This is a genomic window from Ancylobacter sp. GW821-FHT10E12 (assembly GCF_058809335.1).
In genome coordinates this window covers 23,640-47,476 of the sequence record NZ_JBXASN010000020.1, presented here as the reverse complement: position 1 = coordinate 47,476, position 23,837 = coordinate 23,640, and the positions used below count along the sequence as shown (strand labels likewise).

Annotated in this window: 26 protein-coding genes; 7 read left to right on the top strand and 19 right to left on the bottom strand. The window is 68.8% G+C overall.

The window, feature by feature from the left end:
* Positions 1 to 77: 77 nt before the first annotated feature.
* Complete coding sequence (locus tag AC1RU4_RS22545; RefSeq protein ID WP_492893425.1) at positions 78 to 1,748, top strand: rhodanese-like domain-containing protein; 1,671 nt, start codon at positions 78 to 80, stop codon at positions 1,746 to 1,748.
* Positions 1,749 to 1,818: 70 nt separating this feature from the next.
* On the opposite strand, the gene AC1RU4_RS22540 is transcribed toward AC1RU4_RS22545, so the two are convergent.
* Positions 1,819 to 3,033 carry an MFS transporter gene (locus AC1RU4_RS22540; RefSeq protein WP_492893423.1) on the bottom strand — a complete coding sequence of 405 codons (1,215 nt, stop codon included), beginning with the start codon at positions 3,031 to 3,033 and terminating at the stop codon, positions 1,819 to 1,821.
* Between the two features lie 83 nt (positions 3,034 to 3,116).
* On the opposite strand from AC1RU4_RS22540, the gene AC1RU4_RS22535 reads away from it, so the two are divergent.
* The gene (locus AC1RU4_RS22535) at positions 3,117 to 4,145 is read left to right on the top strand and encodes an AraC family transcriptional regulator (RefSeq protein WP_492893421.1); all 1,029 of its coding nucleotides are present in this window, start codon (positions 3,117 to 3,119) and stop codon (positions 4,143 to 4,145) included.
* A 1-nt stretch (position 4,146) separates the two neighbouring features.
* On the opposite strand, the gene arsH is transcribed toward AC1RU4_RS22535, so the two are convergent.
* From arsH to AC1RU4_RS22490, 9 genes are all read right to left on the bottom strand, one after another.
* Complete coding sequence (gene arsH / locus AC1RU4_RS22530; RefSeq protein WP_492893419.1) at positions 4,147 to 4,857, bottom strand: arsenical resistance protein ArsH; 711 nt, start codon at positions 4,855 to 4,857, stop codon at positions 4,147 to 4,149.
* Complete coding sequence (arsB, locus tag AC1RU4_RS22525) at positions 4,857 to 5,912, bottom strand: ACR3 family arsenite efflux transporter (RefSeq protein WP_492893417.1); 1,056 nt, start codon at positions 5,910 to 5,912, stop codon at positions 4,857 to 4,859. The genes arsH and arsB overlap by 1 nt, the downstream gene beginning before the upstream one ends.
* A 9-nt stretch (positions 5,913 to 5,921) precedes the next feature.
* On the bottom strand, positions 5,922 to 6,347 hold the full coding sequence (arsC, locus tag AC1RU4_RS22520) for an arsenate reductase (glutaredoxin) (protein WP_492893415.1): 426 nt from the start codon (positions 6,345 to 6,347) through the stop codon (positions 5,922 to 5,924).
* 26 nt (positions 6,348 to 6,373) lie between these two features.
* Entirely contained in the window at positions 6,374 to 6,901 is a 528-nt protein-coding gene (locus AC1RU4_RS22515) for an arsenate reductase ArsC (RefSeq protein ID WP_492893413.1), read from the bottom strand.
* Positions 6,894 to 7,265 (bottom strand): ArsR/SmtB family transcription factor, encoded by a 372-nt coding sequence (locus tag AC1RU4_RS22510; RefSeq protein ID WP_492893411.1) that lies wholly within the window; start codon positions 7,263 to 7,265, stop codon positions 6,894 to 6,896. Before AC1RU4_RS22510 ends, AC1RU4_RS22515 begins: the two co-directional genes overlap by 8 nt.
* Before the next feature lie 74 nt (positions 7,266 to 7,339).
* Positions 7,340 to 8,005 carry an amino acid ABC transporter permease gene (locus AC1RU4_RS22505; RefSeq protein ID WP_492893545.1) on the bottom strand — a complete coding sequence of 222 codons (666 nt, stop codon included), beginning with the start codon at positions 8,003 to 8,005 and terminating at the stop codon, positions 7,340 to 7,342.
* A 17-nt stretch (positions 8,006 to 8,022) separates the two neighbouring features.
* The gene (locus tag AC1RU4_RS22500; RefSeq protein ID WP_492893409.1) at positions 8,023 to 8,694 is read right to left on the bottom strand and encodes an amino acid ABC transporter permease; all 672 of its coding nucleotides are present in this window, start codon (positions 8,692 to 8,694) and stop codon (positions 8,023 to 8,025) included.
* A 13-nt stretch (positions 8,695 to 8,707) separates the two neighbouring features.
* On the bottom strand, positions 8,708 to 9,484 hold the full coding sequence (locus AC1RU4_RS22495; protein ID WP_492893407.1) for an amino acid ABC transporter ATP-binding protein: 777 nt from the start codon (positions 9,482 to 9,484) through the stop codon (positions 8,708 to 8,710).
* An 83-nt stretch (positions 9,485 to 9,567) separates the two neighbouring features.
* On the bottom strand, positions 9,568 to 10,422 hold the full coding sequence (locus AC1RU4_RS22490) for a substrate-binding periplasmic protein (protein WP_492893405.1): 855 nt from the start codon (positions 10,420 to 10,422) through the stop codon (positions 9,568 to 9,570).
* A gap of 314 nt (positions 10,423 to 10,736) precedes the next feature.
* Here AC1RU4_RS22490 and AC1RU4_RS22485 point away from each other — a divergent pair, with 314 nt between their 5' ends.
* From AC1RU4_RS22485 to AC1RU4_RS22475, 3 genes are read left to right on the top strand one after another with little or no spacing between them, the layout of a single operon-like run.
* On the top strand, positions 10,737 to 11,507 hold the full coding sequence (locus AC1RU4_RS22485; protein ID WP_492893403.1) for an SDR family NAD(P)-dependent oxidoreductase: 771 nt from the start codon (positions 10,737 to 10,739) through the stop codon (positions 11,505 to 11,507).
* Positions 11,508 to 11,567: 60 nt separating this feature from the next.
* Positions 11,568 to 11,957 carry a Rid family hydrolase gene (locus tag AC1RU4_RS22480; RefSeq protein WP_492893401.1) on the top strand — a complete coding sequence of 130 codons (390 nt, stop codon included), beginning with the start codon at positions 11,568 to 11,570 and terminating at the stop codon, positions 11,955 to 11,957.
* Between the two features lie 10 nt (positions 11,958 to 11,967).
* The gene (locus tag AC1RU4_RS22475) at positions 11,968 to 12,495 is read left to right on the top strand and encodes a hypothetical protein (RefSeq protein WP_492893399.1); all 528 of its coding nucleotides are present in this window, start codon (positions 11,968 to 11,970) and stop codon (positions 12,493 to 12,495) included.
* A 75-nt stretch (positions 12,496 to 12,570) separates the two neighbouring features.
* Here the strand turns inward: AC1RU4_RS22475 and AC1RU4_RS22470 are convergent, their stop codons facing one another.
* The 9 genes from AC1RU4_RS22470 to AC1RU4_RS22430 form a co-directional block, all read right to left on the bottom strand.
* Complete coding sequence (locus AC1RU4_RS22470; RefSeq protein ID WP_492893397.1) at positions 12,571 to 13,458, bottom strand: hypothetical protein; 888 nt, start codon at positions 13,456 to 13,458, stop codon at positions 12,571 to 12,573.
* A gap of 5 nt (positions 13,459 to 13,463) precedes the next feature.
* The gene (locus AC1RU4_RS22465; protein WP_492893395.1) at positions 13,464 to 14,201 is read right to left on the bottom strand and encodes an SDR family oxidoreductase; all 738 of its coding nucleotides are present in this window, start codon (positions 14,199 to 14,201) and stop codon (positions 13,464 to 13,466) included.
* Positions 14,202 to 14,240: 39 nt separating this feature from the next.
* Complete coding sequence (locus AC1RU4_RS22460) at positions 14,241 to 15,542, bottom strand: acetoin dehydrogenase dihydrolipoyllysine-residue acetyltransferase subunit (RefSeq protein WP_492893393.1); 1,302 nt, start codon at positions 15,540 to 15,542, stop codon at positions 14,241 to 14,243.
* Between the two features lie 30 nt (positions 15,543 to 15,572).
* Complete coding sequence (locus AC1RU4_RS22455; RefSeq protein WP_492893391.1) at positions 15,573 to 16,547, bottom strand: alpha-ketoacid dehydrogenase subunit beta; 975 nt, start codon at positions 16,545 to 16,547, stop codon at positions 15,573 to 15,575.
* A 1-nt stretch (position 16,548) separates the two neighbouring features.
* A complete protein-coding gene (locus tag AC1RU4_RS22450) occupies positions 16,549 to 17,541 on the bottom strand; it encodes a thiamine pyrophosphate-dependent dehydrogenase E1 component subunit alpha (protein WP_492893389.1) in 993 nt (330 codons plus the stop codon).
* 94 nt (positions 17,542 to 17,635) lie between these two features.
* Complete coding sequence (locus AC1RU4_RS22445; RefSeq protein ID WP_492893387.1) at positions 17,636 to 18,532, bottom strand: ornithine cyclodeaminase family protein; 897 nt, start codon at positions 18,530 to 18,532, stop codon at positions 17,636 to 17,638.
* 8 nt (positions 18,533 to 18,540) lie between these two features.
* Entirely contained in the window at positions 18,541 to 19,788 is a 1,248-nt protein-coding gene (locus AC1RU4_RS22440) for an NAD(P)/FAD-dependent oxidoreductase (RefSeq protein ID WP_492893385.1), read from the bottom strand.
* A 36-nt stretch (positions 19,789 to 19,824) separates the two neighbouring features.
* Positions 19,825 to 20,577 carry an SDR family oxidoreductase gene (locus tag AC1RU4_RS22435; protein ID WP_492893383.1) on the bottom strand — a complete coding sequence of 251 codons (753 nt, stop codon included), beginning with the start codon at positions 20,575 to 20,577 and terminating at the stop codon, positions 19,825 to 19,827.
* Positions 20,578 to 20,816: 239 nt separating this feature from the next.
* Positions 20,817 to 21,497, bottom strand: coding sequence for a GntR family transcriptional regulator (locus AC1RU4_RS22430; RefSeq protein ID WP_492893381.1), 681 nt, complete (start codon positions 21,495 to 21,497; stop codon positions 20,817 to 20,819).
* Positions 21,498 to 21,684: 187 nt separating this feature from the next.
* Between AC1RU4_RS22430 and AC1RU4_RS22425 the strand changes: the two genes are divergently transcribed.
* Together AC1RU4_RS22425 and AC1RU4_RS22420 are read left to right on the top strand one after the other, a co-directional pair.
* Positions 21,685 to 22,473, top strand: a complete 789-nt coding sequence (locus AC1RU4_RS22425; RefSeq protein WP_492893379.1) for an aspartate/glutamate racemase family protein — start codon at positions 21,685 to 21,687, stop codon at positions 22,471 to 22,473.
* 35 nt (positions 22,474 to 22,508) lie between these two features.
* Positions 22,509 to 23,831 carry an NAD(P)/FAD-dependent oxidoreductase gene (locus tag AC1RU4_RS22420; RefSeq protein WP_492893377.1) on the top strand — a complete coding sequence of 441 codons (1,323 nt, stop codon included), beginning with the start codon at positions 22,509 to 22,511 and terminating at the stop codon, positions 23,829 to 23,831.
* The last annotated feature ends 6 nt before the right edge of the window (positions 23,832 to 23,837 follow it).

The window sequence follows — 23,837 nt, the reverse complement described above, 5'->3', positions numbered from 1 at the left end:
CCTGCCCGATCGACCTTGCCCGATCGACCCGGATTTCGACCCGGATTTCGACCCAGATTCCGACCCAGGAGACGACGATGACGGTCCATTCCTCCGCGAAAGGATTCACCCCCTCCGACGATGCCCTGCCTGACGATGCCCGGCCCGTCGTCGCCATTTCGCCGGCCGCTCTCCACGCGGCGGTGCGCGACGCGCGGGAGACCGGCCGGGAGATCGCCGTCGTCGACGTGCGCGAGGGCGGCCGGTATGAGGCCGGGCACATCTCCGTCGCCGTGCCGCTGCCGCTCAGCGAGATCGAGCTCAGGGTCGAGCCGCTGCTGCCGCGCAAGGCCATCCGGCTGGTGGTGAGCGATGCCGATGGCGGCGGCCTCGGGCGCCGCGCCGTGCGCCGCCTCGCCGCGCTGGGCTATTCCGACGTGTGGCTGCTGGAGGGCGGGGTGCAGGCCTGGGGCGCCGCCGGCTACGAGCTGATCACCGGCCAGTATTCGCTCAGCAAGGCGCTCGGCGAATTCGTCGAGCGCCGCTACCACACGCCGAAGATCGGCGTCGACGAGCTGCGGCAGCGGATCGAGGCCGGCGGCGACCTCGCGGTGTTCGACACCCGCCCGCTGGAGGAATACGCGCATGTCAGCATTCCCGGCGGCGTGGCGGCGCCGGGCGTGGAATTGATCTACCGCATCTTCGACGCCGTCCCCTCCCCCGACACGCCGGTGGTGATCAACTGCGCCGGCCGCACGCGGGCGATACTCGGCGCGCAGGTGCTCATCAATGCCGGCTTCCCCAACCCGGTGGTCTCGCTGGAGAACGGCACCGCGGCCTGGATCCTCGCCGGGCTGGAGCCCGCCCATGGCGCCTATGCCGTGCTGCCCGCGCCGAGCGAGCAGGGCCTCGCCCGCGCCAGGGCGGCGGCGGAGCGGATCGCCGCGCGCTTCGGCGTCCGGCGCATCGACGCCGAGGAACTGGCGAGGCTGCGGGCGCAGAGCGACCTCGACACGCTCTATCTGTTCGACGTGCGCTCTCCCGACGAATATCTCGCCGGCCATGTGCCGGGAGCCGTCTCGGCGCCCGGCGGCCAATTGGTGCAGACCACCGACAGCTTCATCGGCACGCGGGAGGGCGGGATCGTGCTCGTCGATGCCGAGGACGCGGTGCGCGCGACGCTCACGGCGTCGTGGCTGATCCAGCTCGGCTTCGACAACGTGTTCGTCTATGCGGCGCCGGCTTCGGCGCTCAGGGACAGCGGCCCGGCGCGCACGCGCATTGCCGGCGGCGACCCGGTGGTGGCGAAGGTGACGCCGGCGGAGGTGGAAGTCCTGATCCGCGACGGCGCCGTGGTGCTGGATCTCGAGCCCGCCCCGCCCTATTTCCGCCCGCGCCACACCCTGCCCGGCTCCTTCGTCGCCCGCCGCTCGACCCTGGACGCCAGCTTCGCCCATGTGCCGGGCACCGGGCCGATCGTGCTCACCTCGGCCGACGGCCGGCTCGCCGCCCTCGCCGCCGCCGAGCTCGACAAGCTCACCGCGCGGCGCGTGGTGGCGCTCGACGGCGGCACCGACGCCTGGGTGGAGGCCGGCCTGCCGCACCGCACCGGCCTCGACCAGCCGGCGCTGCTGCCGGACGAGGCGCTGCCGCCGGTGCCGACGCTGGAGGAGCGCCGGGCCTGGCTCGACGCCTATGTGCGCTGGGGCGACACCATCACCGCGCAGCTGGAGCGCGACGGCCTCGTGCGCTTCCGCGCCTTCGACTGAACGACGCCGCCTCCCCGGCCCGATGACGGCCGGGGAGGCGGCACCGGCCGGGGAGAACCCGGCCGCCGGCTCAGGCCATCGCCGTCCGCCGCGTGCGCACCCCGATCAGGATGATGAACGCGGCGATCAGCAACACCAGGCTGGCGGCGGAGAACACTCCCGCCGCCCCGTCGAGCGCGAAGACGAGGCCGCCGCCGGCCGCGCCGACCGAGATCGCCAGCTGGACGGCGGCGACGAGCAGGCCGCCGGCGGTCTCCGCCTGGTCGGGCACGGTGCGGGTGAGCCAGGTGGACCAGGCGACCGGCACGCCGCCGAAGGCGAAGCCCCACAGCGCGATCAGCGCCGCATGCCCCATCGGCGTGCCGTGCAGCGTGACGAGGCCGATGCCGAGCGCGCCCATCAGCAGCGGCATCACCAGCAGCGCGACCTTCAGGCTGCGCTCGATCAGCGGTCCGGCGACCAGCGTGCCGACGAAATTGGCAAGGCCGAAGCCGAGCAGCATGCCCGACACCGCGCTGATGCCGACGCCGGTGACCGTCTCCAGGAACGGCCGGATATAGGTGAAGACCGCGAAATGACCGGCGAAGGCCAGCATGGCGGCGAACATGCCGATGCCGATGCCGGGACGGCGCAGCACGTCGACCAGCGTGCGCAGCCGCGCCGACCCGGTCGGCGCCATGCGCGGCAGCGTGGCGAACTGGGCGACGATGGTGACGAGGCCGAGCACCGCCGCCAGCAGGAAGACGCTGCGCCAGCCGATCAGATGGCCGAGATAGCTGCCGACCGGCGCGGCGAAGATGGTCGCGGCCGAGACGCCGCTGAAGATCATCGACAGCGCGCGCGGCACCAGCGCCTCCGGCACCAGCCGCATGGCGAGCGCCGCCGACATCGCCCAGAAGCCGCCCAGCGCGATGCCGAGCAGCACGCGCCCGACGATCAGCACCGGCAGGCCCGGCGCGAAGGCGACCAGCAGGTTGGAGACCACCAGCAGGATCGAGAACGCGATCAGCAGGTGCCGCCGATCGATGTTCCGCGTCACCGCGGCGACCAGCAGGCTGGCGACCAGCGCCACCAGCGCGGTGGCGGTGACCGCCTGGCCGGCGGTGGCCTCGGTGATGCCGAGCTCGGCCGCCATCGGGGTGAGCAGGCTGGCCGGAAGGAATTCGGCCGTCACCAGCCCGAACACCCCCAGCGTCAGCGAGCCGACGGCGGCCCAGGCCGGCGCCTCGCGCGCCGCGTCCGCCCCGGCAGGCGCCGCCTCGTCGAGCGTGAGCGATTCAGTCATCCATCGAACCTTTCAAGGGAGTGATGTTGCATTGCACCACGCTAGGCTGGATTCCCCGGACGATCTATGACAGTCTGTCCGAAATGCTTGATCATTCGTCCTATACCGCATCTTCGCACCCCGCCGCGCCGGCCTCGTCCGACGTGGTAAGCGAACTGCTCGCCGGCATGCGGCTGGTCGGGCTGCGATATCGGCGCATCCAGATCTCGCCGCCGTTCGGGCTGCGCTTCGGCGGCGAGGAAGGCTGGGCGCAGTTCCATTTCGTGGCGCGCGGCACCGTCCATCTGCGGCGTCCGGGCGAGGCGGCGCAGAGGCTGGAGGCGGGATCGGCGGTGCTGCTGCCGCATGGCGGCCTGCACGACCTCGTCTCCGAGCCGGACATGCCGTGCCAGGAAGTGACGGCTTTCGACGCCGCCCCGCTCTGCGGCACCGTCGGCGACATCAAGGCCTGCGCCGACGGCATCCGCCGCAGCGAGGACGCGCTGATCTTCAGCGGCTGCATGGGCTTCGAGTTCGGCAGCATGAACCCGCTGGTGGCGCTGATGCCGGCGGTGATGTCGGTCGAGACCCTGCTCGACCGCTACCCCGAGATCCTGCCGATGCTGGAGGCGATGGAGCGCGAGACCCGCGGCGACCGCGCCGGCTTCGCCGGCATTCTCGCCCGGCTGGCGGAAGTGGTCTCGGCCTTCATCGTGCGGGCCTGGGTGGAATGCGGCTGCGGCGCGGCGACCGGCTGGGTGGCGGCGCTGCGCGATCCTCGCCTCGGCCGCGTCATCGCGGCGGTGCATCGCGATCCCGGACGCGACTGGACCGTCGCCGAACTGGCCGGCGAGATGGGCAGCTCCCGCTCGGTCTTCGCCGAGCGCTTCCTCGCGGTGACCGGCGTGACGCCGCTGCGCTACCTCACCGAGCTGCGCATGCGGCTCGCGGCGCAATGGATCGCGCAGGACCACGTGCCGATCGAGGCCGCCGCGCATCGGCTCGGCTACGGGTCGCAGGCAGCCTTCAGCCGGGCGTTCAAGCGCATCATGGGATATGCGCCAGGGGCGCTGGGGCGCGGCCGGGTCAAGGCGCCCGGCGTCGCGCACCCCGGCCTCGCGCACGACGACTGAATCAGATCGCCGCCAGCCTCACGCGCTCGGACAGCTTGTCGGCCGCTTCCTTGCGCTCGCTGTAGCGGTCGGTGAGATAGGCGGAGAGGTCGCGGGTGAGAAGGGTGAACTTGACCAGTTCCTCCATCACGTCCACCACCCGGTCGTAATAGGCGGACGGCTTCATCCGTCCCGCCTCGTCGAACTCCTCGTAAGCCTTGGCGACGGAGGACTGGTTGGGGATGGTCACCATCCGCATCCAGCGGCCGAGCACCCGCATCTGGTTGACGGCGTTGAAGCTCTGCGAGCCGCCCGACACCTGCATGACCGCCAGCGTGCGGCCCTGCGTCGGCCGCACCGCGCCGACCGAGAGCGGGATCCAGTCGATCTGCGCCTTCATCACCGCGCTCATCGCGCCGTGCCGCTCCGGGCTGGTCCAGACCTGGCCTTCCGACCAGAGCGACAGCTCCCGCAATTCCTGCACCTTCGGGTGATCGGCCGCCGCGCCATCCGGCAAGGGCAGGCCATGCGGATCGAAGACGCGGGTTTCGGCGCCGAAATGCCTGAGCAGGCGCGCGGCCTCCAGCGTCAGGAACCGGCTGTAGGAGCGCTCGCGCAGCGACCCGTAGAGCAGCAGGAGGCGCGGCGGATGCGTCGAGGGCGTCGCGCGCAGCCGCTCGATGGCCGGCACGTCGAGGCAGTCGGCGCTGACGTTCGGCAGGTCGTCCGGCATCAGCGGCTTGCCTCCGCGGCGGCCGCGGGCTTGTCGCGGCGCTCGTACCAGCCCCTGGAGCGGTTGACGATCCAGACGACGGTGAGCATGACCGGCACTTCGATCAGCACGCCGACCACGGTGGCGAGCGCCGCCCCCGAATGGAAGCCGAACAGGCTGATGGCGGCGGCTACCGCCAGCTCGAAGAAATTCGACGCGCCGATCAGCGCCGAGGGACCGGCGACGCAATGCTGCTCGCCCGCCATGCGGTTGAGGATATAGGCCAGCCCGGCATTGAAATAGACCTGGATCAGGATCGGCACCGCGAGCAGCCCGATCACCAGCGGCTGCGCGATGATCTCGCCGCCCTGGAAGCCGAACAGCAGCACCAGCGTCGCCAGCAGCGCCACCAGCGAGACCGGGCCGAGCCGGCCCAGCAGCCGGTCGAGCGCGGCCTGTCCGCCGGTCGCCAGCAGCCGGCGGCGCAGGAGCTGCGCGACGATCACCGGGATGACGATGTACAGCACCACCGACATCACCAGCGTGCCCCATGGCACGGTGATCGCCGAGAGCCCGAGCAGCAGGCCGACGATCGGCGCAAAGGCCACCACCATGATCGCATCGTTGAGCGCCACCTGGCTCAGGGTGAAATGCGGCTCGCCCCTGGTCAGGTTCGACCAGACGAACACCATCGCCGTGCACGGCGCCGCCGCGAGGATGATGAGCCCGGCGATGTAGCTGTCGATCTGGTCGGCCGGCAGCAGCGGCCGGAACAGCCAGCCGACGAACAGCCAGCCGAGCAGCGCCATCGAGAACGGCTTCACCGCCCAGTTGACGAACAGCGTCACGCCGATGCCGCGCCAGTGGCGGCCGACCTCGCCGAGCGCGGCGAAGTCGATCCTGAGCAGCATCGGGATCACCATCAGCCAGATCAGCACCGCGACCGGCAGATTGACCCTGGCGATCTCGGCGGCGCCAACCAGCTGGAACGCGCCCGGCATGACGTGCCCGAGCGCGATTCCGGCGACGATGCACAGGGCGACCCAGAGGGTGAGATAGCGTTCAAAGGCGGACATGGCTCTCCCTCACGCCGTCGCGACGCGGCGGCCGTGCTCGTCCACCACGCGCTCGCCGTCCTCCTTGGCGAACGCGCCCGATTGCGGCGGCAGCAGGTCGAGAACCTCTTCGGACGGCCGGCACAGCCGCACGCCCCTGGGGCTGACGACGATCGGGCGGTTGATCAGGATCGGATGCGCCAGCATGGCATCGAGAAGCTGATCGTCGGTGAGAGCGGGATCGCCGAGGCCGAGCTCGGCATAGGGCGTGCCCTTCTCGCGGACGAGGTCGCGGACGGCGATCCCCATCCGCGCCACCAGCCGGGCCAGCATGACGCGCGACGGCGGCGTCTTCAGATAGTCGATCACATGCGGCTCGACGCCGGCATTGCGGATCAGCGCCAGCGTGTTGCGCGAGGTGCCGCAATCGGGGTTGTGATAGATGACGACATCCATGACCTTACCTCATCCATGGCCTTGCCTCACGCCGCGCTGTTTCGGGGCGAGGTCGCCGCTTCGGATTGACCGATCTCCATGAGCCTGGCCCGGAGCGACACCCTGTCGAGGCTGGCGACCGGCAAGGCCGCGAAGACCGAAATCCGGTTCCTGAGATGACGGAAGGCGGCGACGAAGGCGGCCTGCTTCTGGATGTCGTTGCCGTCGACCGCGGCGGGATCCTCGATGCCCCAATGCGCGGTCATCGGCTGGCCCGGCCATACCGGGCAGGTCTCGCCGGCGGCGTTGTCGCAGACGGTGAACACGAAATCCATCACCGGGGCGTCAGGCCCCGCAAACTCTTCCCAGCTCTTCGAGCGCAAGCCCTCGGCCGGATAGTCGAAGCTCTGCAGCACCTTCAGCGCGAGCGGATTGACGGCGCCCTTCGGCTGGCTGCCGGCGGAGAAGGCGCGGAAGCGGCCCGCGCCGTCCTTGCCGAGAAGGCTCTCGGCCATGATCGAGCGGGCGGAATTGCCGGTGCAGAGGAAGAGCACGTTATCGATGCGGTCAACCATCGGCGCGTTCCTTGGCAGCGTCGTTCCGGGGCGTGCAGCAGGGCGAAAGCCCGGCGACCAGCGGCGCGCAGATTTCCGGCCGTCCGCCGCAGCAATCCTTGACGAGGTAGAAGGCGAGCTCCCGCACCGCGTCGAGCCTCGCGCGGTAGACGATCGACCGGCTGTGCCGCTCGGCTTCGATCAGCCCGGCGCGGGCGAGGACCGCGAGATGCGTCGACATGGTGTTGTGGGGCACCGCCATGTGCCGCGCGATGTCCCCGGCCGGCAGGCCGTCCGGCTCATGCGCGATCAATAGCCGGAACACGTCGAGCCGCGTCGACTGGGCAAGCGCCGCGAAGGCGAGGAGAGCCTGTTCTGATTCCATATGTCGAGAATAACCGACACATGGAAGGCCGTCAACGCCGCGCCGCCGCGGACGCCCTCGCCGACCGCCGCGGGCTAGAGACGCAGCCGGGCGAGATAGCTCTGCTCGTAGAAGGTGACGATGCGGGTCACCGAGAAGGCGATGACGAAATAGATCAGCGCCGTCGCGGTGAGGATCTCGATCGGGCGGGCGGTCGAGTCGGCGATCATCTGCCCCTGGTACATCAGGTCGGCCATGCCGACCGCCGAGACCAGCGCGCTTTCCTTGAACAGGGTGACGCAGTTGGACAGCAGCGTCGGCACCGCGCGCATCACCGTCTGCGGCAGGATGACATAGGGAACGCTGACCCGGCTCGGCAGGCCGAGCGCGACGCAGGCATCGCGCTGCTCGGAGCCGATGGACTTCAGCGCGGCGCGGAAGCTCTCGCTGGAGATCGCCCCCATATAGAGCGACAGCGTCATCACCGTGGAGGTGAAATTGCCGAGATCGACCCCGAGCAGCGCCGGCAGGCAGAAGAAGAACCAGAACAGCTGGATCAGCACCGGCGTGCCGCGGAAGATCTCGACATAGGCGGTGGCGATCATCTTCAGCACCGGATGCCCGGCATGCCGCACGACGCTGACGACGAAGCCGATCGTGAGGCCGATGGCGAGGCCGAGCGCGGTGAAGTACAGCGTGTTGCCGAGGCCGGTGAGCAGGGCCTGCCGGTAGTCGTACAGGAAGGCCAGCGACTTCATGATGTCCATCGGTCGCTTCCTCAGGCCAGCCGCGAGCGGAGACGCTTCTCGCACAGGCCGACAACCTGCGAGAGCGGCAGCGAGAACAGGAAATAGATGGCCGCCACCGTCGTGTAGATCTCGATCGGCCGGTAGGTCTGGGTGGCGAGGCTCTTGCCCTCGTACATGAGGTCGGCGATCGCCACGATGGCGACGAGCGAGGTCTGCTGCAGCAGGCCGATGGTGTTGGTGAGCAGTACCGGCGTCGCCATCAGCAGCGCCTGCGGCAGGATGACGAAGACCGTCTTCTTGAAGGGCGACAGGCCGAGCGCGGTGCTGGCATCGTAATGCGAGGAGGGTATCGCCTGGATCGCCGCCCGGTACGCCTCGGCGTTGAAGGCGGTGACGTTCATGCCCAGCGCCAGGATCGCCATCAGGAACGGATCGAGGAACACGCCGAAGAAGATCGGCACGCAGTAGAAGATCCAGATGATCTGCACCAGCGCCGGCGTGCAGCGGAACAGCTCGATGAAGGCGACGGCGACCCAGCGCAGCGGCGCGATGCGGCTCATCGCCATGAGGCAGACGAGGAACCCGCCGACGAGGCCGATGACCATGCAGATCGCCGTGAGTTCCAGCGTGACCGCGAGGCCCCGCGCGAGCTGCGGCCAGCTGCTCCAGATGACGGAGAAATCCCAGTTGTAAGCGCCCATCTCCCCGCCCCCCTCACGCGACCGTTTCGACGTGCAGGACCTTCTTGAGAAAGTCCGCCGTGCGCGGCTCCTTGGGATGCGAGAAGAGCTGCGCGGGCGGGCCGTCCTCGATGATGCGGCCCTCGGCGGAGAAGATCACCCGCGTAGCGATGCGCTTGGCGAACCACATGTCGTGGGTGACGATCATCATCGACATCTTCTGCTCCGCCAGTTCGAGCATGAGCCCCTCGACCTCGGCGACCAGCTCGGGGTCGAGCGCGGAGGTCACCTCGTCGAACAGCATGATCTTCGGATCGAGCAGCAGGGCGCGGGCGATGGCGACGCGCTGCTTCTGGCCGCCCGACAGCATGCCGGGATAGGCGTCGGCGCGATTGTCGAGGCCGAGCCGATGCAGCAGCTGCATGGCGCGCTCGGTGGCGACGGCGCGGCTTTCGCCGCGGGCGCGGATCGGCGCGAGAACGAGATTGCCGAGCACGGTCAGATGCGGGAACAGCGTGTAGTGCTGGAACACCATGCCGACCTTGTCGCGTACCCTTGTGTCGACGAGGTTGTCCTTGCGGCCGTTCGGGTGCGCCTCGATGTAGCGCGCGCCTTCGAATTCGATACGTCCGCTCTCGATCTTCTCCAGCCCCATCACGCAGCGCAGCAGGGTGCTCTTGCCGCTGCCGCTCGGACCGATGATGACCACGCGTTCGCCGGCATCCATCTTGAAATTGATGTCGCGCAGGACAACGACGTGCCCGCCATAGGATTTGCGCAGGTTCTGCACGCTCAAGAAGCAGGACGACATGCCGACACCTTCCTTTTGTTCACAAGGGCGGACATGGCATGAACCATATCCGCCCCGGCAGGGTTTGGCTCGCTCGAGCGCGGCTACTTGGCGCCGGCCAGATAGACCTCGCTCCAGTGCTTCAGGCTGGCATCCACCGCGCCGAGCGCCACTTTCTCCTCGATGAAGATGTTCAGCACGTCAATGTCGCGCTGGGCGATGGCCGGCGGCAGGCCGAAGCTGATGCCCTGCTTCATCAGCGCGGGATGCGCCTCGACGATGCCGACCTTGTCGGCATTGGCGGTCTGCAGCAGCAGGTTGGTGGTGGAATCGGCGCCGGCGACGTCGACGCGGCCCGAGAGCAGCGCCAGGTTGAGGCCGTTGGCGTCCGGCAGGCGCACGATCTGCGCCTGCTTGAAGCGCTCGGTGACCTTGTGGTCCTGCGCCGAGCCGGACATGACGCCGACGCGGATGCCGGGCTTGTCGAAGGTCGACAGATCGGTCGCCGGGTCCTTCACCTTGTCGTTGGCCAGCAGGTAGGCGAAGTTCATCTCGTCATAGCCGGCGATGGTCGAATAGTTGATCACCAGCGCGCGGGCCGGGGTGCGGTTGAGCGCGGGCGACATGTCCCACTTGCCTGCCTGCAGGCCGGCGACGATGTTGTCCCAGGTGGTGTCGACGAACTCGATCTTGACCTTGAGCACGTCGGCGAACTGCTTGCACAGGTCGAGATAGGCGCCGCCATATTCGCCGGTCTTCAGATCCTTCATCACATAGGGCGGCGAGATGGCGGCCGCGCAGCGCAGCACGCCGCGGCTCTGCACGTCCTTCCAGTAGCCGTCGGCATGGGCGGGCGTCGCCTGCATGCCGCCGGTGATGGCGAGGAGGCCAATCGCCCCCGCCCCGATGCCGCGGGCGCAGACCCGCGCGAGCTTGTTCCAAACGCGTGCGATGTTCATGTCGAAGTTCCCCACTTCCGGTGCCGAAATATGCGCATGGCTTCGCCGATGGCGCGGACAATCTGGTTAAGGTCGTTCTCTTTTTTGTTATATCGTATAAATATGTGACCGACTGTCAAATGAAGTTTTGGCGGAGCGCCCAGCCGATATCCAATATTCCATCAACATATTGATAAATATCGTATATTTATATCATTACCGGTAGCCGGCGGGGCGGAATGAGGCCCGGTATCGGGCCGATTCCAGCCCCGTGCCCTTTGCGTCTCAAATCGGATGTGTCATTTGTTATATAATCTGAAATGAGGGAGATCGCGATGAAGAGACATCAGGGTCGGCGTGTTCTGGTAACGGGCGCCGCCAACGGCATCGGCCTCGCGACGGCGCGGTTCTTCGCGCGCGAGGGCGCGCGGCTGTTTCTCATCGACCTCCCCGGCTCGGCGCTCGCGGACGCCGTCCGCACGCTCGGCGACGCCGAGGTGGCCATCTGCCAGGCCTCGGTGACGGATGCGCCGGCGATCGAGGCTGCCGTCGACGACATGGCGTCGCGTTTCGGCGGCGTCGACGCCGTGGTCAACTCGGCCGGCGTCGTGATGGTGGAGCCGGCGCTGGAGACCTCCATCGAATCGTTCCGCTCGGTGATCGACACCAACCTCACCGGCACCTGGATCGTCTGCCAGGCCGCCGGACGCCGCATGGCCGCGAGCGGCGGCGGCTCGATCGTCAATATCAGCTCCGTCTACGGCTTCCAGGGCGCGCCGAGCCGCACGGCCTATTGCGCGTCCAAGGGCGCGGTGATCGCGCTGACCAATTCGCTGGCGGTGGAATGGGGGCCGCTCGGCATCCGCGTCAATTCGGTCGCGCCGACCGGCACCCGCACCCCGATGGTGCAGTCGCTGATCGACCGCGGCATCTACGATGTCGACGCGGTGTCGCGCCGCACGCCGATGCGCCGCATCGCCGAGCCGGAGGAGATCGCCGCCGCCTGCGGCTTCCTCGTCGGCGACGAGGCCGGAATGATCACCGGCGATCATCTCAAGGTCGATGGCGGCTGGATCGCCAACGGCTATCTGATGGCGCCGAAATAGCGCGTCGTTTCCTAACAGGCGGCCTCGCGATCGAGGCCCAGGCACCGGATGGAGAACAAAGTGGTGAAGCGTCAGAACATCTCGTCGGGCTCCCAGTTCGAGAAGGCCTATGGCTATTCGCGGGCGGTGAAGGCCGGCGACACGCTGTATATTTCCGGCACCATCGGCATGGATTACGCCGCCGGCGCCATGCCGGAGGACGCCGTCGGCCAGTTGCGCCAGATCATCAGGAATTTCGAGCCGGCGCTGGCGGCGGCCGGCGGCTCGCTTAGGGATATCGTGCAGATCACCACCTATGTGAGCGCGCCGGAGGTGTTCAAGGAGGTCGGCCCGGAGCTTGGCGCCATCTTCGGGAATTCGCCGCCGACCAATGCCGCGCTGGTCGTCGCCTTCCCGGTGCCGGGCGTGCTGGTCGAGATCGCGGCGACCGCCGTGATCGGCTGCGAGTGAGGAGCCTGCCATGTGCCGGGCCTGCGAGACCGACGCCGCCTTCGCCTTCGAGGCGGTCGAGGAGAGCGACATCGTCGCGGCGGCAACCGCCGCGCATGAGCGCCGGGAGGCCTGGCACTTCCATGTGCTGGCGCCGACCTGCGCCTTCAGCCCGAACCGGGAGGGCTACACCTTCTTGCTGGAGCTGACGGCGCAGCAGCGCGCGCTCTGCGCCTTCTATGCCGACAAGCCGACCGCGGTGAACAAACAGCTGCTGCCGCTGCTGCACGGCGCCGACGCGCTCGCCGGCAAGCCGCATGGCGAGGCTGCGCTCGACGAGGCCGACCAGCGCCTCATCGGCAGCATCACCGGCGCGATCGAGGCCGGCCGGGCCTGGCATCACCACATGATGTTCCCGGCCTGCCGGCTCAACACATCCGAAGGCGCGTGGCGGCTGTTCGTCGAGATCGACGGCGAGGCGCCGGTCTGGCGCGACTATACGAGCGAGCCCTCCGTGATGCTCAACCGGATCGAGCGGCTGTATTTCGGCATCGCCTGACGCGGCGCGCCGGCGCATCCATGCGAAGGGCGGCGCCTCAATGGGAGGCGCCGCCCTTTTCGCAGGTAGACGCCGCTAGCGGATGCCGCGGCCGCCGAGGGCGTCGAGCGTCGCCCGGTTCAGCCTGTTCCACGGGATGAAGCCGTCGAGCCATGCGGCGGCGCGGCCGGTGAACAGCACCAGCTCGGCGATGACGTCGTCGACCAGCTCCGGCTGCCGCAGCAGTTCCTTGCCGGCGTCGAGCACCTTGCCGGTCTCGTGCAGGGCGCAGAATCCATCGATCCGGGCGTTGAAGGCATCGATGAGGAAGGACGCGGTCCGTGCGCGATCGGACAGCGCGATGCCATGGGCGTCGCTCCTGAGGCGCCAGAGCAGTTCATGCAGCTTGCGCAGCTCGCCCTCCGCCATGGCGAGCGGGCCATAGGGAAGCATCATGCCCTCGCGGCGCAGCAGCACCAGCATCTCCTCCGGCGGCGCCTGCCACATGGCCTTGCGGGCTTCGCGCAGGGCGAGCAGGCCGGCATCGGTGAACGGCTTCTCCGGGATGGCAAGCGCCCGCGCGTCCTCGCCGGCGGCCAGCGTGGCGACGAGCGGCTCGCTGCCATGGCTTTCCACCACATGGCGGCCGAACGCCTTCAGCCACGCGATGTCGCCGGTCAGCCGGCCGAGCACGGAGACCTGGGCCTTCTCGGCCTGCAGCTCGCCATAGATCAGTTCGAGGAACTGGCGTTCCGGCCAATAGAGAAACGTGCCGGCCGGCAGGGTCAGGATGTCCTGCGCCTTCTCGATGTCGGCCAGCACCGGCGCATGCCAGAAGATGTGCTGGCCGGCGATCTTGGCGCAATGGATGTCGATGGTCGCCGGCAGCGTCGAAACGAGCGTGCCGATGGTGACGGGCGCGAGATCGGGAAACAGCTCGATCTCGTGCGAGGCGCCGTCGAGGGTGAAATAAAGCGAAGCCATGGGGATCATTCCTTGGAAAAATCGGCACCGCCGATCACCTGGCGGGTTGGCAGCATCTCGATGCTGGCGAGGTCGACGAAATCGGGGCTGGTCAGCACGTGCAGCACCGTTGCCGCGACGTTCTCCGCCTCCAGGCATTCATAGCCGGCATAGAATTCTTCCGGCGAGCCGAGCTGGTCGTGGATGCCGGTGCGGACCCGGCCGAGCAGGATTTCGCTGACGCGGATCGGACTGCCGCGCAGGTCGACGCGCAGATTGGCGCACATGGCGTGCATGGCGGCCTTGGTGGCGCTGTAGAGCGAGGGGCCGGTGCCGGGCGCGGTGCCGCAGATCGACCCGAGCATGACGATGGTGCCGGCCTTCCCGGCGAGCAGGGTCGGGACCACGGCGCGCAGCACGTTCACCGTGCCGATGATGTTGACCGCCACTAGCTTGTCGGCCACCTCCGGCGGCGTCTCGTGCAGCGCCACCTGCGGCCCGAGCAGGCCGGCGGCGTGGATCAGCACGCCGGCCGGCTCCTCCGCCAGCGCGCGGGCGGTGGCGCCGGCGTCGCACAGGTCCAGCGCCAGCACCCGGCATCCGGTCTCCACCTGCAACGTCGCCAGGCTCCCGGCATTGGTGCCGAGGCCGAGCACCGGATAGCCCTCCTGCATCAGCCGGGCGACGATGGAGCGGCCGATGCCGCCGCTCGCCCCGGTCACAATGACCGCCGGTTTGGTCGCCGGTTTGGTCGCCGGTTTCATGCCGCCTCCCGTCTCGCGCCGTTCATGCGCCCCATCGGCCTAGGCGGCGCAGCGCGCGTTCTGCAGCACCAGCCGCGCCACCGTCGAGGGGTCCTCGACATGCGGCATATGGCCGATATCGGGGAGGAAGTGCACCGCCGCCGCTGCGCCCGCCTTCAGCGCATGGCGCATCGGGATGATGCGGTCGCGCTCGCCCCAGATGATCTTCTGCGGCGCCGTGATGCGCCGGAGCGCCTGGCGCAGGTCGGCGGCCTGGGTGCCATCGGGAAACAGCGCCGCGGCAAGATCGGCCTGAACCTGGCGCAAGCCGGCATCCGCGCGGGCCCGAAGCGCCGCCTGCACGTAGCCCGGCGTCACGATGGACGCATCGGCGAACAGTCGCAGCAGCCAGGGGCGCAGGCTCTCCGCGCAGCTGGCGCGGGTGTAGCCGGCAAGGAAATCGCCGTCGATCTCGGGGCCGAGACCGGCCGGCGCCAGCAACGTGAGCGAGCGCAGGGAGACCCGGCCGGTTTCCGCCAGCGCCAGCGCCAGCGCGCCGCCGAGGGAATGGCCGACGAGATGGATATCCTCGACGCCGGCGGCTTCGAGCGACGCCGCCACCTCCGCCGCCAGGCTTTCCACCGAGACCGGCCTCGGCCCGAGCGGCGAGCGCCCGTGGCCGGGCAGATCGACGAGGACGGCGTGGACGTCTCCGCCCATTGCCGCGACGAGCGGCTGCCAGGAGAACCCGTCCGCCCCGAAGCCGTGCAGGAAGACGAAAGCGGTGCCGTCCCTGGGGCCGCGGCGCGTCAGGTGCAGGCCATCCCCGCGCGGGGGTGCCACGCCAGTCGCCGGGCGTGAGGCCACGAAGGCCGGGCGCGGGCTCGTGCGGTCATGGGCCTCGACATCGCGCAGCTTGATCCGTCCCGACGGGCTGGAGGCGGTGAGCGCCGACAGGTCGATGCCGCGCTGCGCGGCGATTCGCCGGGCGAGCGGCGACGCCTTGGTCCGGACGGACGCGCTCGCGGGGGCCGGCCCGGCCGGCGGCGCCGGTGCGGCGGCCCGGGGCGGAGGCGCGGCGGCGGAAGCGGCCGGGGCTTCCGAACGCGGCACGGCGCCGTCTGAGGCGTCGGCGATCACGCCGAGCACGCCGCCCACCGCGATCTCCTGGCCTACCGGGGTGCGGATTTCCGCCAGCACGCCGGAAGACGGCGCCTCGATCTCGGTCGCGGCCTTGGCGGTCTCCACCGTGACGACGAGATCGCCCGCCTTGACCGTGTCGCCCGGCTGCTTGTGCCAGGAGACCACGACGACGGACTCCATGTACTCGCCGCCGGCGCCGACGACTGTGATGTCGGTCACGATGTGATCCTCCTCACTTCAGCGCCCCCTTCACGTCAGCGTCTTGCGGGCGGCGGCGGCGATGCGGGCGGCATTGGGCAGCACCGCCATCTCCAGCGGCTCGCTATAGGGCACCGGCATGTCCGGTAGCGTCACCCGCGCCACCGGGGCGTCGAGGTCGTCGAAGGCATGGTCCATGATGGTGGCGGACAATTCGGCGGCGTAGCCGCAGAAGCGCCAGCCCTCGTTCACCACCACCGCGTGGTGGGTTCTGGCGATCGAGGATGTGATGGCGTCGAGATCGAGCGGACGCAGGCTGCGCAGGTCGATCACCTCGGCGGAAATGCCCTCGGCCGCCAGCAGCTCGGCCGCCTTCTGGCTCTCGATCACCATGCGCGAGGTGGCGAAGATCGAGACGTCCGTCCCCTCGCGCACCGTCTTCGCCTTGCCGAGCGGCACGAGAATGTCCGGGTCGTCCGGCACCTCGTCGCGCAGATTGTAGAGCAGCTTGTGCTCGAGGAAGACCACCGGCTGCTCGTCGCGGATCGCCGCCTTCAGCAGGCCCTTGGCGTCGGCCGGGGTCACCGGGGCCACCACCTTGATGCCGGGGATATGCGCGACCAGCGAATCGAGGCTCTTGGAATGCTGCGCCCCGGCACCGGCGCCGCCGCCGCCCTGGGTGCGCAGCACGAAGGGCATCGACACGTTCTGCCAGAGATATTCGTAGATCGACGCCTGGTTGATCAGCGCGTCCAGCACCAGCGGCATGAAGTCGGCATACATGATCTCCAGCACCGGCCGGGTGCCGGTCATCGAGGCGGTCACCGCCATGGCGGCCAGCGTCTGCTCGGAGATCGGGGTGTCGCGGACCCGGCTCTCGCCGAACTCGTCCATCAGCCCGCGCGTGACCTTGAACACGCCGCCATAGCGGGCAATGTCCTCGCCGAAGAGGAAGACATTGGAATCACGCTGCATTTCCTCGCGGAGCGCCTGGTTCAGCGCCTCGGCATATCGCATCATCGCCATGTCAGTTGGCCTCCGCATAGGCGTAGGGAACGCTGGCGTAAGGAGCGCTGTTGGCGAACGGCTCGAAGCTGGGCAGCGGCGCCGCCAGCGCCTCCTCGATCGCCGCCTCCACCTCGGCAATCGCCTCGGCCTCGACCCGGTCGAGCGCGGCGCCGCCGACCGCGTCGACCAGCGCGGCGTAGCTGATGCGGATGGGATCGCGCGCGGCCCAGGCGGAGAGGTCCGCCTCGGCCTGGTAGCCGCCCATGTCGGAGGTCGAAAAGCCCTGCATGCGGTAGGTCTTGGCCTCGATCAGCGTCGGCCCCTCGCCGCGGCGGGCGCGCTCCACCGCGCGGGCGACGGCGCGGTAGACCGCCACCGCGTCATTGCCGTCGACGATCTCGCTGGCGATGGCATAGCCGGCGGCACGGATGCTCAGGTCCGGCACCGGCGACTGGACGGTGTGGTGCACGGTGAGCCCGAACTGATTGTGCTCCAGCAAGAAAACCACCGGCAGCTTCCACAGCCCGGCAATGTTCATCGATTCATGGCAGATGCCGGTCTGCGCGGCGCCGTCGCCGAAGAAACACATCGCCACGTCGGACGTGCCGCGCACCTGGATCGACAGCGCCATGCCGGTGGCGGCGGGGATCGAGCCGCCGACGATGGCATTGCCGCCGATCATGCCGTTCGCCTTGTCGCCGATCAGCATATGGCCGGCGCGGCCGCCACAGGTGCCGGTGACGCGGCCGAGGATCTCGGCCGCCACGCCCCGCACATCGACGCCCTTGCCGATATAATGCGCGTGGCCGCGATGGGTGCTGGTGACGAAATCGCTGGAGGCGAGCATGGCGGTGGCGCCGATGCCGACGGCCTCCTGGCCGTCGCAGCGATGGATGGGGCCGCGCGTCTTGCCGGCCTTGTGGAGATCGCCGAGACGCTCCTCCAGCCGACGCACGAGCACCATCTTGCGATGCATCTCGATCTGTTCCTCGATCGACGGCGAGTTCTTCATTCGGCGCACCTCCGATGCCAACGCAGCATCGTCATATGATACATGTTGTAACATTTCTACAGGCAAAGCGACGTCCGCCACCGCTGCAGGGGGATCATTCCTTCAGGGCGGACAGCACCAGGTCGGCGGCATAGGCATCCTCGGTGGCGATGCCGACCGAGATGAAGACGGTGGTCTTCGACACGTCCACGCCGACCCGGCCGGCCAGCACCTCGCCGAGCTCGGCATGGATGGCGGCGCCGGACACCAGGATATTGCCGGATTCCTGGCTGGCCGCCTCGCGGGATTCCACCAGCACCAGCGAACGCATCGTCGCATCGTCGAGCTCGCGCCCGTCGAGGCCGTTCCAGCCGACGGCGCTCACATGCGCGCCGGGCTTCAGCCACTCGCCCCTGACGATCGGCTCCCTGGCCGAGGTGGTGGTGGCGATCACGTCGGCGCCGCGCACCGCCTCCTCGCTGGTGGCGCAGAGCGTGGCGCCGATCTCCTGCGCGAAGGCGCGGGCATGATCGGGATTGCGGCTCCACACCCGCACCTCGTCGAAGGCGCGGATGCGGCGCATCGTCTGGTAGTGCCCGCGCGCCTGCGCGCCGCTGCCGAGGATCGCCAGCACCCTCGCATCGGGCGCGGCCAGGCGGCGCGCCGCCATCGCCGAGACGGCCGAGGTGCGCATCTGGGTGATGTAGGTGCCGTCGAGCACGGCGCGCGGCAGGCCGGTCCAGCGGTCGAACACCAGCAGCACGGCATTGTGGCTCGGAAGCCCGCGCCCATGGTTGCCCGGATAGTTGCCGACCAGCTTGACGGCAAAGATGTCGGTCACCGCCGGCATCAGGCACATGTCGCCGCCGGCCTCCGGGTCGACGACGCGCAGGCGCACCGGCTGGATCACCTGCCCGGTGGAGAAGGCGATCAGCGCGCGCTCCATCGCATCGATCAGCGCATCCAGATCCAGCACCGCGGCGATCCGTTGCTTGTCGTAGTAAGGCAGCATCGCTTCCCTCAGAACCGGCCGGATGAAAACGGGGAGATGTCGACGGGCGGGGTCTCGCCGGCGGCGATGGCGGCGACGATGCGCCCGGTGACGCAGCCGCTCGACATGCCGACATGGTGATGGCCGAAGGCGAGGATCACCTGCGGCGTGCGCGTGGAGCGGCCGATGACCGGCAGCGCGTCCGGCATGGACGGCCGGAACCCCATCCAGGTGGAGGACGGGCTCTCCGTCAGGTCGGGCAGGAAGCGCCGGGCGGTGCGCTCCAGATAGGCGTGGCAGGCCGGGTTGGGCGGCCGGTCGAGGCCGGCGAGCTCGACCATGCCGGCGCAGCGCAGCCCCTCGTTCATCGGCGTCATGGCGAAACCCGCCGTGGCGCTGGAACAGGGACGGCCGATGATGCCGCCATGATTGCCGAACACCACGTGATAGCCGCGCTCGGTCTCCAGCGGCAGCCGCTCGACGGCGCCGCCGAACAGCCGGCGCGCATGCGCGCCGGCGGCGAGCACGACCTGGTCGTAGATGCCGGCGGCATCGCCGCGCAGGATGACCTTGCCGTCCGGCCGCGCTTCCAGCGCGCGGACCTCGTCGCGGCGGAACGTGCCGCCCTCGGCGCAGAAATGCCGTACCAGGCTCGCGCAGACCTCGACCGGGCTCAGATAGTGCAGCGCCGAGCCGAAATAGAGCGCCCTGGCGAAGACCGGCGCCAGATGCGGCTCCATCCGCCGGATTTCGGCGGCGTCGATCTCGTGGACGTCGGCGGCGAACTCCTTGTAGAGCGCGATCTCGGTGGCGAGGCCGGCCATGTCGGCCTCGCGCTCATAGAGATGCAGGTAGCCGCCGGCCCGCATCAGCCGGTCGGCGCCGCTCTCGCGGAACAGCGGCACCGCGAATTCGAGGTTGCGCGACAGCAGCGCATGCAGCGCGTGGGCGATCCGCGCGACCTCCGCCGGCGTGCAATGCGAAAGGAACGAGACCAGCCACGGCAGCATCCGCGGCGCGTAGCTCCAGTTGATGCTGAGCGGGCTGCCGCCCGCGAACATCAGCGGCAGCAGGCGCCGCGGAATGGACGGACTGTTGACCGGCACGAAGGCATGCGGCGCCAGGGCGCCGGCATTGCCGAAGGAGGCGCCGTTGCCCGGCTCGGCGCGGTCGATCAGCGTGACCGCGAAGCCGGCCTTCTGCAGATACAGCGCCGAGGAAATGCCGACGATGCCGGCGCCGATGACGGCGATCTGCTGCTCTGCGGGTGCCGGCATGACGATATCCTCACGCGCGCGGGGACAGGCCCCGGCTCAGGCGCCAGCCTGGCGATTATACATGCGGGTGCCGCCGACCACCTGGTGAGTGGGCACGACCTCGATCTGCGACACGCAGACATGGGTCGGCGTCGACAGCACGTATTCGATCGCCCCGGCAATGTCGGCCGGCCGCAGGCATTCATAGGGGTCGTAGAGCAGCGCGTCCGACTTGGAATGGTCGCCGTCGAACATCTCCGCGTGCATGCCGGTGCGCACGCGGCCGGGACGGATCTCGGTGACCCGCACATTGGTGCCGAACAGCTCCATGCGCAGGTTGAAGCTCATATTGTGCACCGCCGCCTTGGAGGCGCTGTACATGGGCTGGCCGGCCGAGGCATACGGCCCCGCCAGCGAGCCGATATTGACGATGTGCCCGCGGTCGCGCTCCACCATGCCCGGCACCACCGCCGAGAGGGCATTGTGAATGCCGATGACATTGACGTCGAGGATGCGCTGCGCCGACGCGGTCGGCACCGAGTAGAGCGTGCCGGTGACGCCGAGAACGCCGGCCGCGTTGACGAGAATGTCGATCTGCCGGCCGGAGAAGGCGGCCTTCAGCGCGTCGGCGTCGGTCACGTCCATGAAGACGGTCTCGACATTCTCGACACCCTTCAGGGCATCGAGCTTCGGCTGGTCGTTCGACAGCGCGACGGTATGTACGCCGTGGCCGGCGAGCATCCGCACCAGCGCGGCGCCGAGCCCGCCGCTGCCGCCGGTGACGAGAGCCCGCATTCCCTTCTCAAGCATGATCCGTTCCCTTCCGGGGCCTTGATGATGCCGAGATGTTATTTGTTATATCAATCGCTCGTCAAGCGGAGATTGGCGGCTGCCCGCGCTCGACCGAACGAGGGCGCCGCGCAAAGCGAAAGGCCCGGAATCGGGCCTCCGCATGCGGCAGCGACGGCGGCGCGGCACCGAATCGCCCGCCCGACGGATCGAGGGCATCCTGCTGTCGATCGGATGGTCCCACCGGACCGGAAAGCGCTCTAGTCGTCTTCGCGGACCGCCTCGAAGAAGGCCTGCGACGAATACTCGATGTCATGCGCGATGGTCCGGGCCACCTCGCCGGCATCGCCCTCGCGGATCGCGCGGATGATGGCGATGTGGTTGAGGATGCCGTCATCGGTCTTGGCGAAGGCCGGATAGATGATCTTGGTGTAGGAGCCCGTGCGCAGCCAGCAGCTTTCGATCATCCGCACGAGGAAGGGCATCCGCGCCGCCTCGTAGATGCGGAAATGGAAGCTCCAGTTGAGTTCGGTCAGCAGAATGTAGTTCTTCTGTTGATTCGCCTCGATGAGCCGGTCGTTCAGGGCACTGATCGCGATGATATCGTCGCGCGTCAGGTTTGGCGTCGCCTCGCGCGCGGCGAGACTTTCCAGCGAGCAGCGGATCTTGATGAGCTCGTGCAACTTCTCGGTATCGAGCAGCGGAATGTAGATCGAGCCGTTGCTGCCGAGTTCGAGCACGCCTTCCGCCGCGAGATTGAAAAGCGCCTCGCGCGCCGGCGTCAGGCTAACCCCGAGCGAGGCGGCGACCGCCCTCAGGGTGAGCTTTTCGCCCGGCTTGAACGACCCCGCCATGATGGCGTGGCGCAGCTGGTCGCGCACGCGCACGCCCAGCGTCTCGGTCCTCTGGAAGGGAGAGAAATTCGCCAGCGCCTCAACCATCGGCCCGCCCCGCCTTTTGCTTGTGATCCGTTATGATATGCATCGCCGCGACGACTTTGGTAAACATCTCGACACGGCTTCGACATTTGTTTTGGTGATTTTTCGGCACTGTCCATCTCACGCTGTTGCAAAAATTTTATAACATATTACATTTCTCCGCAATCCGATGGAAGCGGGGAGCGGGATTGTGAGAATCTGCTGGATCCACCCGACGACGGCGAACGACGCGCTGGGTGCGTTGTGGGACAAGCTCGACGCGACGGTCCGGCCGGTGCTTCAGCCGGGAACCGAGCTCGATTTCCGCTTCCTGCCCCGGAGCGGCAATTTCGTCCGCTCGCTCTATGCCGAGCACATCAATTCGGTGCACATCGTCGAGGCGGCGCTGCAGGCCGAGCGCGACGGCTATGACGGCATCTTCCTCGGCTGCTGGAACGACCCGCTCTGGGAGGCGCGCGAGGTGCTCTCGGTGCCGGTCGGCTCGGTGAGCGAGCAGTCGATGCTGGCGGCCTTGTCGATGGGCAAGCGCTTCGCCGTGGTGACGGTGTCGCAGAAGACCACCATCGCCATCGAGAACGACCTTCTCGCCTATGGGCTGCGCGACCGGGCGATCGTGCGGCCGGTGCGCACCATCCTGCCGGAATCCGAGGCCGGCCTGCTGCTCGGTGCGGTGGAGGATCCGTACAAGGCCTTCATTCCGCGCGTCGAGGAAGTGGCGAAGGAGTGCATCCGCGACGGCGCCGACGTCATCCTGATCGGCTGCGCCTATTACGGCCCGCTGCTGCGCGCCGCCGGCTATGTCGAGGTGCCCGGCACCGGCGTGCCGGTGGTGGATTCCTCGACGGTGGCGCTCAAATATCTCGAGACCATGACCGACATCGCGCTGAAGACCGGCATGGTGAAGAGCACCCGCCTGCAATTGCGCCCGCCGCCGGCCGAGGCGCTCGACGGCGCCCGCCGCAGCCTCGGCCTGGTTTGAGCCTCCCTTTCCCCATCGCAAACGAGAACGTCGCCATGTCGCTCGCCAGTCCGATCGATGCCAAGCTTCAGGGCGTGGTGTGGAAGCGCACGCTGAAGGAGCCGGTCACCACCTATCCCGCGCTCGCCGGCGAGGAGACCGCCGACCTCGCGGTGGTCGGCGCCGGCTTCTGCGGGCTGAACGTCGCGCTGCAGGCCGCCAAGGCCGGGCTGAGCGTGGCGCTGATCGAGGCCGGCATCGTCGGCAACGGCGCCTCCGGCCGCAATGGCGGCTACAACGTCCCGCATTTCCCCGGCCCGATCACCCCCTCGGCGGTCGAGGCGATGATCGGCGCCCGCAAGGCGCGCGACCTCTCGGAACTGGTGCTCACCGGCGCCGACACCGTGTTCCGCCAGATCGACGCCTACCAGATCAACTGCTCGGCCAAGCAGAACGGCTGGATCCAGCCGGCACATTCGGACGCCTCGCTCGCCAGGGTCCGCAAGGTCTATGACGAGTGGAAGGCCTGGGGCGCCGACGTTTCCTGGCTGTCGGCGGCGGACCTGTCCGACCGGCTCGGCGCCGCCGGCTACATCGGCGGCTGGCAGAATCCGACCGGCGGCACCATCAATCCCTATGGGCTGACGCTCGGCCTCGCCCGTGCCGCCACCCAGCACGGGGCGCGCATCTTCGAGAGGAGCCCGGTCGACGGCATCGAGGAGGATGCCGGCGGCGTCATCGTGCGCAGCGGGCCGAACCGCGTGCGCGCCCGCCGCGTCATCGTCGCTACCAATGCCTATACCGGCGATTTCCTGCCGCAGGTGCAGCGCTCGGTGGTGCCGGTCTATCTCTATCATGCCGCGACCCGGCCGCTGAGCGCGGCGCTGCGCCGGCAGATCCTGCCCACCGACCTGTGCTTCACCGACCTGCGCAAATCCGGCGGCTTCGGGCGGCTGGACGACGAAGGCCGGCTGATTTCCGGCGGCGCGGTGTTCGCCTTCGGCGACAGGCAGGCCTATGGCATCGCCCATGCGAAGAACCGCATGCGCCAGCTGTTCCCGCAGCTCACCGATGCCGACATGGTGTTCGAGGACTATTGGGAAGGCTATTGCGCCGTCACCGAGAACTACCTGCCGCAGGTGCAGCGCCTCGGCAGGGAAGTGTTCTCGGTGGTCGGCTTTTCCACCCGCGGCGTCAACCTGGCGCAGAATCTCGGCCGGGTGATCGGCGAATTCGCCGCCGGCACGCGCGATCTCGCCGATGTGCCGGTCGAGGTGGTCGAGCAGCGCCGCGATATCGGCCTGTGGCCGCTCAAGGTGCGCGCCGCGCGCCTCGTCTTCCCCCTCTATCAGGCCAAGGATCGGCTCGGCCTGAGCTGATCCGCG